Here is a 14,513-nt window from a genome sequence, read left to right on the forward strand (position 1 = left end):
TTGCAAGTTGGAAGTTCATGCAGTACAATGAGGTCATCTCATGAAAATAGTTTTCTTACAAAGTTTAATTTTCAAGAAATTAATTTTCTAAAGAGGGATGGCAGACATGAGCATTCTGAATGCAATCCAGGAAAAGATGGACGGTCTCCATCTCAAGGAACGCACGCTGGCCGAGTATTTGCTTAAGCATCCGCAGCAAGCCGTTCACATGACGATAACCGAGCTTGCCGCACAATCGGGCAGCAGCGCGGCGACAATTTCCCGCTTCTGCAAAACGTTCCACTCGCACAGTTTTCCCGACTTTAAGCAAAAGTTGGCAACGGAGCTGGTCCAACAAACGTCCACTTCTAATCAGTATCAGGACATAGTCGCAGGCAATCCCTTGCAAGACATCGTTACTGCGATTACGACTAACCATTTGAGATCCATTACCGATACGACGCAAGTGCTTGACTTTAACCAGCTACGCTTAGCGATCGACGCCTTGCATAACGCAACTCGCATCGATCTGTACGGTTCGGCGACTTCCGGTATCGTAGCTCAAGATTTCTTTCATAAGCTCATCCAAATCGGGAAAGTAGCCGCGACGTTCTCTGATCCCCATCTTCAGTTGACTTCCGCCGCATCGCTCTCTCCGAAGGACGTAGCCGTCGGAATTTCCTACTCGGGAGAAACGCCGGAAACGATACACGCCCTCCGCAGCGCGGCTGAGCAAGGTGCCACAACATTGTCTATCACCCGGTTCGGAGCGAACAAGCTCGCGGATCACGCGAACATTCGTCTGTTCACTTCTTCAGCGGAAGTCGGCATGCGCCGCGGGGACATGGCCTCACGGATGGCGCAACTTCATGTCGTGGACATTCTGTTCACCGGACTCGTCAGCGAGCATTTCGAATTTTACGTCCCTCGACTGAAACGATCTTACGAATTGGTCCAACTCTATACGATGGAAAAAGAGGAGAGAAAATCTAAATGAATATTCTAACTTATGACAGCGACGACAAGCTTAACGAAGCCGCCGCCAACATTATCGTCGGCCAAATCCAAACGACGCCTCGCGCAGTACTCGGCTTGGCAACCGGCGGAACGCCCGTTGGCATCTATAAACAAATCGTACGCGATTTCCAGAGGGGCATGTTCAGCTTCCGCAATGTAACGACCTTTAATCTGGATGAATACGTCAACCTGGCGATCGACCATCCGGAAAGTTACCATACTTACATGAACAACCACCTCTTCGATCATATCGACTTGCCGGCGTCGCAATGCCACATTCCCGACGGTAACGCAGTCGACACCGCGGAAGAGTGCCGCAGGTACGACGAATCGATCGAGCTCGCCGGACAGATCGACCTGCAATTGCTGGGACTCGGTCACAATGGTCATATCGGCTTTAACGAACCGGCTCATGCGTTAATCAAAAGCACACATGTCGTCGATTTGGCGGCGGAGACGTTGGAAGCGAACGCACGATTCTTCGATTCGATCGATGACGTGCCTAAGCAAGCCCTAACGATGGGCGTAGGGACCATCTTAAAAGCGAAGAAGATCTTGCTAGTCGTCAAGGGAGCGGACAAAGCGGATATCGTCCAACGCTCGCTTCAAGGGCCTATCACGACCGATGTTCCCGCCTCGCTCCTTCAAACGCACCCGAATCTTATCGTATTGCTGGATTCCGCGGCTGCAGGTAAATTGGCATGAGCAATAACGCAAACCGTGTTTTTCAAGTCGTGAATGCGCGAATCGTGACTCCATCGGGCGTGATCGAGAACGGAGCTTTAACCGTGATCGATGGAATCATTGCCGATATACGCTTAAGCGGCGAGGAACAAGACGCTTCGGCCTCGAAATTGCCCGTGATCGATGCGAAGGGCAACTGGATTATTCCCGGCTTTATCGATGTGCACGTACATGGGGGAGCCGGTCACGATTTTATGGATGCGAATGAAGAAGGCATAAGAGCGATTACGAAGTTCCATGCCGCTAACGGAACGACTAGCTTGCTAGCCACTACATTAACCGCATCCCGCGAAGATCTGACTGCCGTTCTCGATCGCGTTAGCCGTTTCATGTCCGCAACGATGCCCTACACGCAAATCATCGGCGTTCATCTCGAAGGCCCCTTCGTTAACGTCAAATGGAAGGGCGCGCAAAATCCGGCCTATATTCTTCCGCCGCAACCGGAATGGTTGGATGAATGGGTTCGCCGTTTTCCGGGCGTTATTAAGATACAGACGCTTGCGCCGGAATCCGAGGGCTCGCTTGCGTATATCGAGAAACTGGCGAATAACGGTATCGTGCCCAGCTGCGGCCATACCGATGCGACTTACGAACAAATTATCGAAGCCGCCGATCACGGATTGCGGCATGCGGTTCATACCTTCAACGCAATGTCGCCGCTTCACCACCGTCAACCGGGAACGGTTGGCGCGGTACTCACCGATGATCGCATCACTGCGGAGGTCATCGCGGACGGGCATCACGTGCATCCGGCAGGCATTAAACTGATTACTCGCGCCAAAGGCACCCACAACGTCATTCTCGTCACCGACGCGATGGCTGCCGCGGGAATGCCAGACGGGGATTACGAGCTTGGAGGGCTGCCCGTCCATATGAGCTGCGGTGTCGCTCGGCTTAAGGAAACCAATAGTTTAGCGGGCAGTACGCTGACGATGATTAGCGCCGTCCAATATTTGGTCCGCGAGGTTGGAGTCACCCTGGAAGAAGCCAGTCGGATGGCTAGCGCCAATCCGGCTCGCCAACTCGGAATCGAAGCCACGACCGGTTCGCTCGAAGTCGGTAAAGCAGCGGACTTCTTGCAACTAAGCGACTCCTTGGAGCTAGAAGCCGTTTGGATCAAAGGAACGAAATTCGACAACTAATAAGGAAACGAGAAGAAGGCTTTCCGACGATGGGGAAGCCTTCTTCTCATTTTCCTTGAACAGGCGCGGCGCTGACGAGCTCGGGTCGGGCTCTCTTGCCGATTTAGTGCCGTCTCGCGGCACTAATGAGCCCGGATACGGCTCTCTTGCCGATTTAGTGCCGTCTCGCGGCACTAATGAGCTCGTATCCGCCTCTCTTGACGATTTAGTGCCGCCTCGCGGCACTAAATTCCTCCCACTCTCCCACTCCCTCACTCCTCACTCCCCTTCCCCCATCAGCAACCAAAAAAAAGTGGTGAGCAGATTAATCGCTTCTGCTCACCACTTGGCCAAACCTATTTATTCCCGTTTAACCTACTTCGGATTGGGAAGTTTTGTTCTTCGCTAGCTTGAGATAACCGTATACATTCTGCAACTCGCTATCTTCGACGAAACGAAGGCGCATGTTCTCTGCAGCATCCAAAATATACGGCTTAAGAGCGGCTGCCCCGCCCCCTAACACATAGAAGCATTGGATGTCCGGGTATTTCTTCCAACGCTTGCGGATCAGATCAACGATCTTCTGCGCGGCGCGGCTGAAATAGTTGTCTACGATCGGACGGATGTCCGCCTGGCCTTCACCCACTCGCTGAATGATGAATTCATGTCTGCGAATGCGCTGGATGAGCTTTGTCCGGCTCGGGAAGCGATAACCGAACTGATCTTCGACTTCGCGAATAATCGAGTCCAGATAAGAAGCCAAGCCAAGCTGCTCGCCCGTGCTGAATTGATTATCGATAGCCATCCGCTTAACGACAGGGAAGTCCGTCGTAAGCGCCCCCATCTCGCAAATACCGATACAGCCGTAATAAAGCTCCTCGTCCCTCACTTGCAAGTTCTCGTGCGTAGCCATGTGGAACAATGCGGCTGCACCCTCGATCGACACGATCGCTCTACGGATGTTGACGCGAACCGTGCGGCCGCGCAACTTCGGCGTAGATAAGAAAGTAACTTCGTGCTCACCGATAAGCCGTTCTTCGAACGACTGGTGGAAACGGGCATATGTCCGTACCGGCAAACCTGTACCGATCACATATTCCACCTGATCAATCGATTGCCCGGGTTGAAGCGAATGGACCACGCTCGTAATGCTAGCATAAGCAAGCGCCGTCAAAGCGACGATCAAAGATTGATCGCTCGTCGCTTTGTTATCCGTTTCTTCCAGCTCAGCGTTATCTTGATCCTCGGAAGCAAGCAGTCCAACGAAATAACGTTGGCTCTTCTTCTTCAGCTTCGGGCTGTAAACCATAACATCAAGCGCCTTCAACGGAGAATCTTCTTCTTGAAGGATATGTCTCTCATACCCTAGCGATACGATATTAGGGACAATAACCGGCTCGTTCGAACCGCTTACGACCAATTTTACACTATCGTTACCAATATCAATTCCTGCAAGTTTAATCATCATGAACCTCCTGGGCTCCAACCTTAACCGATTCTTTTTATATTGGATTCGCCTTATAGCGACAAATTCCTCCTTTTCCACTATTGATTCTTCTCATTTTTTTCCGTAAAAAAGGATTATATGACGAATAAGTCGAAGTAACTTGGGATGACGATGTAGAAAAAGCAGGAGGAAAGTCATGAAATGGCGACATAAGAAGTTCACCTTCATGGTGATCCCGGATGCGAACAGCACGGTAAGGCGTTTCCAACTATCAGCGGTCATTCTCGTAATCAGCGCGATTATTGTGCTTGCGCTACTAGCATGTAGCATTACGTCAATCCTGTTGTATAGCGGAAACACAAGCCAGATCGCTCAGCTCAAGCAGCAATTGTCTCAATCAACCGGGGATTACGAGGACATCATCCAAAGCAAGAACAATCACATCGACGAGCTTCAGACCAATCTTGCGGATCTATCCGAGCAAGCGGAGAAAATCAACGTGAGGATGAACGACATTAAACATCTCGAGTCTGAATTAAAAGAGATGGTCGGCTTGGAATCGATCGATTCCGCGAAAAACAAAACAAGCAATAATACATCCGGGGACACAGACGATAGCGAGCAATTCGCGATGGACGGTGGAACGGGTGGCGAAGAGATCCCGGTCACGGACAAGGAAATGTCTATTCTCGTGAATCAGACAAGAGAAGAATTCCTTGATCTCGACGATCTGATTGAACAAATGAAACCCGAGCTGGAGCTTACTAAGGAAGCTGTCGCCAAGCAGCAGAAAGTTCTTGCTGTCACTCCGACGATATGGCCTACGGATTCACGCAGAGTTACCTCGACCTTCGGCGTGCGTAAAGATCCTTTTACTCGCCGGGCAACCTATCATGCCGGTTTAGATATAGGCGGCGATACCGGAGATCCGATCTTTGCGGCTGCCGATGGTACCGTTATAGAAGCAGGACGAAGCACCTCCCACGGCAACAATGTGCTAATCTCTCACGGCAACGGACTGAAAACGCACTATTCCCATATGAGCAAAATTTCGACGACTGTCGGAACCAAAGTAAGCAAGGGAGATATTATCGGCGAGATCGGCTCGACGGGACGCAGCACAGGTCCCCATCTTCACTACGAAGTTATCATTAACGGCGAGCATGTAGATCCGCAACCTTATCTCAAAGCAACAAGAAGGAGCAAATAACCATGTTTAAGAATAAGAAAAGTAAAATCGATCCAAACATGACAGACACGTTAATTGGAGAAGGAACTTCTTTCGAAGGCAAGATCAAATCGGAAGCCGGCATCCGCGTGGAAGGGCACATGACCGGAGACATTGATTGCGCAGGCGACATTACGATCGGCGAGAACGGGATTGCCCGCTCGGACATCAAAGCCCGCAACGTTATCGTGGCCGGACAAGTTATCGGGAATGTAGCGGCTTCCGGCAAATTAACGATTAAAGCGAGCGGCCAGCTCCACGGCAACTTATCGGCTCTCGAGCTCTCTATCGAGTCGGGCGGTATTTTCCAAGGTACGAGCAGAATGGACGCAAAGGATGCTCCCGTCATCCCTGAAGAAAAAATCGTTGCGCGGGAACCGGAAAACAGCATTCCTGCCTCCGCTCCTGAAGGCGACGCGGCGTCCGTATTCAAAACCTGGTAAGTTTGCTTGTCCTTCCGTTCATCGTGTATTCTTAAGAAGACAGAGAGAACGGAAGGCTGACTGGAGTGAGCGACATGGAAGAGTTGAAAAAAGCATACGAAATACTCGGATTGCCTGAAGACGCGACCCGGGAACAAGTGGAAAACCGCTATTTTATATTGATGAAGAGAGCACGTACCGAGAAGTCGCGTAACGAAACGGATGACGAGAATCACCAAGCTTTGGACCTGACTGAAATCAATCGCGCTTACAATCTCGTTCTAGGGATCGAAACCGAGAAAATCGGCACGATGGAGAAGCAATCGAAAACCGCCCATTTCTTTTACTATTATAAATTCCATGTCATTATTGGACTTATTATCGTCCTTGTCGCGGGATATATGATTAAAGACGGTATCGATAGAAGAAGAGAAGCAGCCAACACGCCTCCGGCCAACCTAACCGTCAGCGTCTTCGGTAACTTCTACTTCGCTAACGGGGACTTGCTGCAGCAGAACATGCTCAAGCTTATTCCCGAATGGAAGCGGATTGCGACCACGGTCGTTTTCGTACCGCCCGAGCTGAAAAGCCCGCAAGATATGGCGATGCAGCAGAAGAGCGTTCTCCTGCTGGCGACCGAGATCAACGAGCTCTATATTCTTGATGAGAAAAATTTCAAGAGCCTCGCCGCTCAAGGCGCGTTCGTCAATCTCGATGAATTCGCTGAGAAGACGGGCTTGAATTTACCACAAGAGAAAATCCGGAAAGCTCAAACCGAAGAAGACCCTGCCGAGATGCCCTATGGAATCGACATCACGGGTAATCCTATCTTCAAAGGCGTAGAAGTAAGCGGAGAACGGCAGATCATCGCAGTACGCGCGAAAGAGACCAAATGGGCCAATACGAAGTTGCTCTTAGAAAAGCTCATTCGGACAACGCTATAATCAGACGATAAAAATAAACGGATGCGTTGGGCCCATACAAGGCCATGCGCATCCGTTTTGTTGTTAATCGTTATACCAGAATACGAGTACCGCCTGGGCTATCAAGATCGCCGGCATGCCGATGACGAATGAGGCATGCTTCGTTTTGTGCCGCCAAATTCTCATCGCGGCAATGCCGCCGGCGGCTCCTCCGATCAACGCCCAGAGGAACAACGTTCTCTCGGGCACCCTACGTCCGTGTTTCCTAGCTTGAGACTTATCATGCGCCATTAAATACATCGTAAAAACATTCACGGCGATGTAGTAACCGATTAAAACTAGCATTACCATTTCCCCCATTACTCCATGCTTCAATTCCACGCCGTCGTTCCAATGCTACTTGGAAAGCTGGCCGGCGAGCTTATCTAGCGATTGAACAAGCTGATTTACATTTCGTATCGATTGCGAGATTTCCTCCATGGAAGTGCTTTGATCTCTGGAGGAGGATGAGATGGTGCTTACCTGCGAGGCGACATTGCCTGACGAACGGGAAATTTCTTCGATGGACGCCATTACCTGCTCCGATCCGGCAGACATTTGCTCCGAAGCCGACGAAATATCGCTAATCTGATCGGATATCGCTTGCGCTCGCTCCAAGATGGCCGCGAAGGATTGTCCCGCTTGTTGCACGACGTTCCCTCCCCGCTCTACCTCCTGCATGCCTTCCGACATTAGCTTAACAACCAACTCCGTGGAAATTTGAACTTGCTCGATCAGGTCCGCGATTTGCCTTGCCGAATCATTGGATTGCGCGGCAAGTTTGCGAACCTCCCCCGCGACGACCCCGAATCCGCGTCCGAACTCTCCCGCCCTTGAAGCCTCTATCGCCGCGTTCAGCGCAAGCATATTCGTTTGCTTCGAGATGTCGGCTATCACTTCTACGATCCCGTTTATTTGCTCGGTGTGCTTTTTGAGATCTGCCGCTGCTTCGGAAGCGGCCCCGGAAGATTCCTTAATTCGGTCGAACTGCGCGATTGCGCTATGTATAGACTCGTTTCCTTGGTCAGAGCTTGCCACCATCTCTACCGAGGCATCGGCTACTCGGGTCGCGGATTCAGCAATTTTCTGAATACCCATCGCCATTTCTTCCATAGCCCTGGCGCTTTCGACCGAGGATATCGCCTGGTTATCCGCGTGGCCGCTGACTTGCGCAATCGACGCCGCGACCTCGCCAACCGATGTCATAGACTTGTCCGAATTATAGGAGAGCGTGTCTACGATTTGTACAAGCCGATGCGAAGTATCCCGAACTTGTTCCGTCGTTTGGCTAATCACTTGCTCTTTCTGTTGCTTCTCCTGCTCCAGCAGTGCAGTATGGCGTTTCTTTGAAATGACTTGAACGATAGTGGAAGCCGAGGTGAAAACAAGAAACAATGCATGGACAAGCACCATCGAGAAGGAATATTCATGATCTCCGAATACGACTTCCGGCAAGAACGCGGCCGCACCTAAATGCTGCACGGCGAATATGCCTGTCGAAACCAGAATAAGAGAAACACTTTCATAATAAGCGATAATGGCGAGTACCATGAAGATCGAGAAGTGAAATTCAACCCTTCCTTCTGCGCCACTAATAATTGAGATACTCGCAAAAGTTAACGTTATCGTATTGAATAAAGGAACCAGCTCCGCTTTGCGCCTTATGAACAAGTACACGCTAATCGCCATGAATATCAAGGGTACCGCGAATAACGATCGGGTGAGCCAACGATAGTCTTCCATGTTGGTTCCGTGATGACCGGTTTGATGATTCTGATAAACGAATAACGTTACGACGGATAAGAGGACGACAGCGAAAGCCAATTGGGTCATCAGCTTGTTCTTGGACGCGTACAGCATGAGCAACTCTCCTGAATGTTTATATTGACAATTCTCATTTCGATACGGCTAACCTTTTCATTGTACAATGGCTGTTCCCATTTGAATATAGCGCAATTAGCCCTATGTTTCACTAGCGAAACATAGGGCATTTTTTAATAGTCCGCGAACGTCTTCATCGAACCGTTAAGTGTTGAAGTAAACGACGAAAGGCTGGTCATCTTCCTTCGTTTTTAATCCATTCCATTTCGCTTCATCGGTGATCGTATCCGGCCGAAAGGTCATTCCGTAATTTTTGTTCGCCTGAAGCTCATCGCGAAGCTTTAACACGACTTCATACACTACCTTGCCCGTATCGTGAAGCTGATCATCTCCAATTTCGATTGCGTTTCCGTCCTTCTCGCGGATGAAGAAAGCGGATTTACTCACATTAGTAACCGGCTCGCTGAATAACACTTTAACCGTGTAACGGTCTAGCACGGCTACCTGAGTGACGAACGGCACGGGATTTCCGATGTCGGTACCGGCGAACGGTAGCTTATCCGCATCATTGGCCGTTACCAATCCCGCGACTCCCGTAACCTTACCGGCATATACATGACCTGCGCGGAATAATTCCGGATTGCTAGCTTTCGTTCGATATTGGAAAACATACGTGTTGTCGGTTCCGGATTTCGGTTTCACGAAAGCGACCCAATCCTTCATGGAGACGTCGTTTCCGTTATCCTTCACGATTGTTAACTTAATATTCTTAAGATCATTCCCAGACAAAGAGCGGTTAAAGGCAACTTCAACGGTATTCTGATCGATGGCTCTAAGGCTCAGAAGTTGGACGGGTTTCTCTGGATTGGCAATTCCCCCGAACATCCAGCCCGTGCTCGTATCCATGATGTTCCCGTTCAGATCGGGAATATTGGCAACCGTTAATTGATACACCGTTGCATCCAGTTGAGCGGAAGTACGTAACGTCACGGTTTTTCCGTCGTTGTCTATTAAAGCCTGAATAACGTATACTCCCTTGTCGATGCTATAGCGATCATTCAACACCGCATACTCCGGCTTAATCTTTTCGTTGAACTTGACCGTAAGCGTAGCATTCGCATTTATGTTTACGGACGTGATCTTAGGCTTGGAACTATCGTTATTCCCTTGAATATAGAGATCGTTGCGCGAATCCATTACGTTCCCTGCGAGATCTTTTACGTTACGAATCGTGAGCTGATACGACTTGCCGTCCGATTGATCGGACGTCGTGAAGGTGACTTTGCGTTGGTCCGAGGATAGCTGCAAGGTCGTCATTTTCAAACCGTTATTGAACTGATAGTTGGAGGAGTTCGTCGCGGAATTCGCCTCCACCTGTTCCGAGAACGTAATCTCGTAAGTCCGATTAGCCACTTTAACCGGCTGGGAGATCACCTGGGGTTTCGTCGTGTCGTCCGATGCGGACATATAATTCCAATTGGTACCGTCAACGGACAGCGTATGGAACGTTCCGCCAGTTTGCCTATCCGTCCACAATACGATCGACATTCCATCTTGGCTCAGAATAGCTTGATAGACGGTTCGGTTGTTCCCATAGGCATCGCTAAGGATAAACCTGCTTTTATCGACAACGCCTTCGGAAGGATTCATCCACTGCTGCAAATTTACTTTGACGGATTGGTTCGAGATTTGCTCTACGGATCGAATGCGCAGAGGCTCGACATGCGTATCTTCGTAGATCGCATAAGCGGCATCGACCAACAACCCTCGCGTGGCGTCTACCGTATAATCGCTAAGTTGAGGAATGAGCTTGCGGTCCAATGCTTGGCTGACGGCCCCTCTTGCCCATTTGGACACTTCGCCGGTCACGGGGGTCACCCCGCCGCCCGCCCCTCCGTAGCTTCTCGTAAAAATCGCCGCCAGCTGTTCGACCGTCACGTTATCTCCCGGGGAAAATATTCTTTTTTTCGTGCCGTTCATTAAGCCTGCACGCGTAACTTTCTGGACGTCCGGATAGGACCAGCGGGTCCTTAGCACATCGTCATAACCCGGCGTCGAGCTCTGGGAAGGTAACTCGAGCAAACGAGACAATACTGCTGCCAACTGTTCACGAGACATCGGATCGTACAAGCGAGAGCTACCGTCCGCGAAACCGGTAAAGATGTTTTTCTGCTTAAGCACTTCGTACTTCTGTTCCGTCGATAAGTTCGATGCTCCGAATACAGTAATCGGCATGCTAACTATCAATATCCAAACGAGCATACCTGCAATGGTTTTCCTCATCCCGCAACCTCCTCATTTCCTCCGCCCTGCCTCAGCTAATTCAAGTTGCAGCGGTTTCATCTGTTTGACGCACTAATGATACGATTTGTTTCGATTATGAGAGATTTTTTAATAAAAAGATACTTTTAGTATCATGCTTGTCCACAAAAAAAACCGTCAGGGAAGCATTCTTGTTCCCTAACGGTTGTATGGAATTCAGATATACCGATACATTTTCCAGCGCTGTACCTATTCCCACTCTTTTTGCGAATAACGGCACAGTGTGCCGCTATCGCTGAAAATATGCTGCTTCGTTCGCCAATAGCAGCACGGCGTGCCGCTAATTCGGAGATAATCCGCCTTTTATTCCACGCTTTAGGCGAATAACGGCACAGCGTGCCTCTATCGCTGAAAATTTGCCGTCTGGTTCGCCAATAGCGGCACGGCGTGCCGCTATGTTAAAGATACTCTTCCAAGCGATAAGCGAATATCGGCGGGCAACGAAATTTCGTCATCCTCTGGAAAACCAATTCGGAGAATGCTTGCGCTGGGGGGCGACTTTCTTACCGTTCGCGAGGCGCAGCCAAGTCTCGAAACCTTCGCGAGCTTGCCGAAGCCGGATAACCCGAGCTCCTCTCTGATAAAATACTCTGCCATATGTGTTATAGCCTGTAGCCCTGCCATAGCATAGCTTTATCCCATGCCTCTCGCCTACGTAATCATTAATATGGTCATGACCGCAGAACGTACCCATGATGCCGCCCGATTGGACTAAGGCAGCGAACAGCCCCGAATTCAACCTCGGAGATTGCACCTTCTCGTAACGATGTCCGTAACAGACACCATTATTCCAAACCTCGCGATATTCCGGCAACGGAATATGGAAGAACATGAGAGATGGAACCGCCGTATCCGCATTGTTTTCCCTTAACGAACGAGCTTGCGCTTGAACCCAATCGATCTGGGACTCCCGTATCCAATCGTAGCCCGGCACGGAAGGCTGCTCCGAGTAAGCGCCGCTATCGAGAAAATAAAGCGCCGCAGCCGTGTCGCCTTGCGAATTCAGTACCCGGACGACAAAGTTGCCTACTCCGTCTACGTCGTCGGGGCCCCTCTCGGCAATCGTTCCCGAATGCTCTAACTGAACGCTTAACAGTTGTTCCTTAGTTACGTTCATCTCGCAATCGTGATTGCCGAACACGGCCGCCCACGGAATTCCGCTCTTCTCCGCAACGGATAGCGCGTCCCGATATGACTGCATAGGGTCTTGGCACCGCATGCTCTCGATGACGTCTCCCGTGAAGACGATCAGATCCGGTCGCTCTTCCGCAAGCACCCGTTCCATAAGAGCTTTGGTGCGCACATCTGCCGGCTCCCCGTTCTTCCAATGCAGGTCGGTGAATTGTACGATCGTGAACGTCCCGTCCGGACGAAAACTCAGGCGCTGGTCCATGGCGTAACCTCGCAGTCTTCTATTCTCTTAACGCATCATAGAGCTTGCTGGACATCGTTGAGTTCGAATTCGATATCAATGCCTTCCTAGCCTTATTCAGCTCTTCCTTCAGCCGTTGATTTTCCGCTTGGAGGGCTTGTAACGCTCCATCATCGGTTACGGTAGAAGAAAGCTTGATTCCGTTAGCGTAATAGCTATCGGCATCATAGGTTCTAAAGGCGACCTCTGCCTCGGCAATGCCGAGCGACCGAACATGCTTGTCGATGCAAGCGGCGGCTTGATCCCGGACCGACTGTCCGCGTTCGAACCAATTCACTTCTACGAAAGGATAAGAAGGAACGATCTCCCCTTCGAAACAAGCCGTCGTGTGCAAGCACTCAAGCAAAATATGATCCGCAGGACATTGGCATAATAGGGCCAGTTCCGCGACTAAAGGTTGGCTGATCTTAAGCACTTGTTCGGGAGTCACTCCCCGGATAAGCAGATGAGGCATATGGTTGGCACTCCTTTGGTTATCAATCGATGGTATCACCGGTATTAACGAAGTATCTTGCGAATAATGCGCAATCCCCACTTGGACTTAGGATAACGGAAAGGGATATCGAATCGGCTCGACTGCTTCAGAATCCCCTTGTAATGGGAAAATGCCCTAAAGCCGAACTCTCCGTGATAGCTGCCGATACCGCTAGTTCCAACGCCGCCGAAAGGCAAATACGGTGTAGCGAGATGAATGATCGTATCGTTAATGCAGCCGCCTCCGAAAGCAAGATTCTCGACGATTTCCTTCTGAAACCCGGTGTTCTCCGAGAATACGTAAAGCGCAAGCGGTTTGGAATGAATTCGGACCGTTGCCAGAACTTCATCTATATGATCATACTCCATTACGGGCAATATCGGTCCGAAAATCTCCTCCTGCATCACTTTCGATTCGAGCGTAACTCCTTCTAACAAAGTCGGAGCAAGCTTGCACCCCGCTTCGTCAACCTGTCCTCCGTACGCAATGCGAACGTCATCATCCAGATAGGCGAGCAATCTGCGGAAGTGGCGTTCGTTGACGATTTTACCGTAATCGGGATCTTGGATCGGCTCATTGCCGTAAAATTGTTCGATCACCTTGATCATCTGGTTCAGAAGCTTTGCTTTCACTTCTCTATGTACGAGCAAATAATCCGGGGCTACGCACGTTTGCCCCGCGTTCGTAAGCTTACCGAAAACGATTCTTCTGGCGGCAAGCTCGATATTCGCATCTTTGTGCACGATACACGGACTTTTCCCGCCTAGCTCCAACGTGACCGGAATCAGCTTCTTCGCCGCGGCCTCCATGACGACTTTGCCAACCGGAGGACTACCCGTGAAAAAAATATGGTCGAACGGCTGTCTCAGCAGCTCCGTGCTCGTATCTAGCCCTCCTTCGACGACCGCCGCGTATTCCTCCGGGAACGTCTCGCGGATCAGCCGCGCCAGTAGGCTGGACGTTGCCGGTGCCAGCTCCGAAGGCTTCAACACCATCGTATTGCCCGCGGCAATCGCGGCTACGACCGGTACGAGCAACAATTGAACGGGATAATTCCAAGGTCCCATGATCAGCGTCGTACCTAGCGGCTCAGGGAAAATACGGCTGCTCGATCCAACGTGCGTTATCGGCGTTCGTACTTTGATAGGCTTGGACCACCGCCGAACCTTGCGCAACGCCAACCGAATTTCGCTCAATACGATTCCGATTTCCGTCGCATACGCCTCTTGTTCGGACTTATTCAGATCCTGCGTTAACGCGGCCAGTATATCCGCTTCCAATCGAAGAGTCGCGTTTCGGAGATTCAAGAGCTGTTCCTTGCGGAAAGCGACAGATCTCGTCGCGCCTGTCCGGAAAAATTGTTGCTGTTTGCTGACCAGAGTTTCTAATGAACCGGTATCTGCAGCCTGTAAAGAATTATCGGTCAAGGGACATTCTCCTTCGTTGATCCCGCTTCATTCGCTTCTACATTGAATTATCCAAGCAAATAGACCTTATTGCAAATAAGATTTGTAGGATAACCCCGTTGCGGTTGTAGATTCAC

At 50.4% G+C, this 14,513-nt stretch carries 14 protein-coding genes; 6 read left to right on the forward strand and 8 right to left on the reverse strand.

What is annotated here, in order from left to right:
• Nucleotides 1-106 precede the first annotated feature (106 nt).
• From L3D05_RS21885 to nagA, 3 genes are read left to right on the forward strand one after another with little or no spacing between them, the layout of a single operon-like run.
• Nucleotides 107-976: a MurR/RpiR family transcriptional regulator gene (locus L3D05_RS21885; protein ID WP_239618516.1), complete on the forward strand. Its 870-nt coding sequence runs from the start codon at nucleotides 107-109 to the stop codon at nucleotides 974-976.
• Complete coding sequence (gene nagB / locus L3D05_RS21890; RefSeq protein WP_239618517.1) at nucleotides 973-1,701, forward strand: glucosamine-6-phosphate deaminase; 729 nt, start codon at nucleotides 973-975, stop codon at nucleotides 1,699-1,701. Before L3D05_RS21885 ends, nagB begins: the two co-directional genes overlap by 4 nt.
• Nucleotides 1,698-2,882 carry an N-acetylglucosamine-6-phosphate deacetylase gene (gene nagA / locus L3D05_RS21895; RefSeq protein WP_239618518.1) on the forward strand — a complete coding sequence of 395 codons (1,185 nt, stop codon included), beginning with the start codon at nucleotides 1,698-1,700 and terminating at the stop codon, nucleotides 2,880-2,882. Before nagB ends, nagA begins: the two co-directional genes overlap by 4 nt.
• Here the strand turns inward: nagA and L3D05_RS21900 are convergent.
• Nucleotides 2,841-3,107: a hypothetical protein gene (locus tag L3D05_RS21900; RefSeq protein ID WP_239618519.1), complete on the reverse strand. Its 267-nt coding sequence runs from the start codon at nucleotides 3,105-3,107 to the stop codon at nucleotides 2,841-2,843. The genes nagA and L3D05_RS21900 overlap by 42 nt on opposite strands.
• A gap of 124 nt (nucleotides 3,108-3,231) precedes the next feature.
• Nucleotides 3,232-4,326 carry a ParM/StbA family protein gene (locus tag L3D05_RS21905; RefSeq protein ID WP_239618520.1) on the reverse strand — a complete coding sequence of 365 codons (1,095 nt, stop codon included), beginning with the start codon at nucleotides 4,324-4,326 and terminating at the stop codon, nucleotides 3,232-3,234.
• Nucleotides 4,327-4,504: 178 nt separating this feature from the next.
• Between L3D05_RS21905 and L3D05_RS21910 the strand changes: the two genes are divergently transcribed.
• The 3 genes from L3D05_RS21910 (at nucleotide 4,505) to L3D05_RS21920 (ending at nucleotide 6,902) form a co-directional block, all read left to right on the forward strand.
• The gene (locus L3D05_RS21910) at nucleotides 4,505-5,518 is read left to right on the forward strand and encodes a M23 family metallopeptidase (RefSeq protein ID WP_239618521.1); all 1,014 of its coding nucleotides are present in this window, start codon (nucleotides 4,505-4,507) and stop codon (nucleotides 5,516-5,518) included.
• A 2-nt stretch (nucleotides 5,519-5,520) separates the two neighbouring features.
• Complete coding sequence (locus L3D05_RS21915) at nucleotides 5,521-5,979, forward strand: bactofilin family protein (RefSeq protein WP_239618522.1); 459 nt, start codon at nucleotides 5,521-5,523, stop codon at nucleotides 5,977-5,979.
• 74 nt (nucleotides 5,980-6,053) lie between these two features.
• Nucleotides 6,054-6,902 (forward strand): J domain-containing protein, encoded by an 849-nt coding sequence (locus L3D05_RS21920; protein WP_239618523.1) that lies wholly within the window; start codon nucleotides 6,054-6,056, stop codon nucleotides 6,900-6,902.
• A 63-nt stretch (nucleotides 6,903-6,965) separates the two neighbouring features.
• Here the strand turns inward: L3D05_RS21920 and L3D05_RS21925 are convergent, their stop codons facing one another.
• The 6 genes from L3D05_RS21925 to L3D05_RS21950 all read right to left on the reverse strand — a co-directional run bounded on the left by L3D05_RS21925 (nucleotide 6,966) and on the right by L3D05_RS21950 (nucleotide 14,397).
• Nucleotides 6,966-7,226 (reverse strand): DUF1294 domain-containing protein, encoded by a 261-nt coding sequence (locus tag L3D05_RS21925; RefSeq protein ID WP_239618524.1) that lies wholly within the window; start codon nucleotides 7,224-7,226, stop codon nucleotides 6,966-6,968.
• 51 nt (nucleotides 7,227-7,277) lie between these two features.
• Nucleotides 7,278-8,780, reverse strand: coding sequence for a methyl-accepting chemotaxis protein (locus tag L3D05_RS21930; RefSeq protein ID WP_239618525.1), 1,503 nt, complete (start codon nucleotides 8,778-8,780; stop codon nucleotides 7,278-7,280).
• 165 nt (nucleotides 8,781-8,945) lie between these two features.
• Nucleotides 8,946-11,024, reverse strand: coding sequence for an Ig-like domain-containing protein (locus L3D05_RS21935; protein ID WP_239618526.1), 2,079 nt, complete (start codon nucleotides 11,022-11,024; stop codon nucleotides 8,946-8,948).
• A 490-nt stretch (nucleotides 11,025-11,514) separates the two neighbouring features.
• Nucleotides 11,515-12,456, reverse strand: a complete 942-nt coding sequence (locus tag L3D05_RS21940; RefSeq protein WP_239618527.1) for a metallophosphoesterase family protein — start codon at nucleotides 12,454-12,456, stop codon at nucleotides 11,515-11,517.
• A 19-nt stretch (nucleotides 12,457-12,475) separates the two neighbouring features.
• Nucleotides 12,476-12,949 (reverse strand): DUF1904 family protein, encoded by a 474-nt coding sequence (locus tag L3D05_RS21945; RefSeq protein WP_239618528.1) that lies wholly within the window; start codon nucleotides 12,947-12,949, stop codon nucleotides 12,476-12,478.
• 44 nt (nucleotides 12,950-12,993) lie between these two features.
• The gene (locus tag L3D05_RS21950; RefSeq protein WP_239618529.1) at nucleotides 12,994-14,397 is read right to left on the reverse strand and encodes an aldehyde dehydrogenase; all 1,404 of its coding nucleotides are present in this window, start codon (nucleotides 14,395-14,397) and stop codon (nucleotides 12,994-12,996) included.
• Nucleotides 14,398-14,513: the final 116 nt, after the last annotated feature.

Origin of the sequence: Cohnella mopanensis, assembly GCF_022352055.1 — a bacterium.
Lineage (GTDB): Bacteria > Bacillota > Bacilli > Paenibacillales > Paenibacillaceae > Cohnella > Cohnella mopanensis.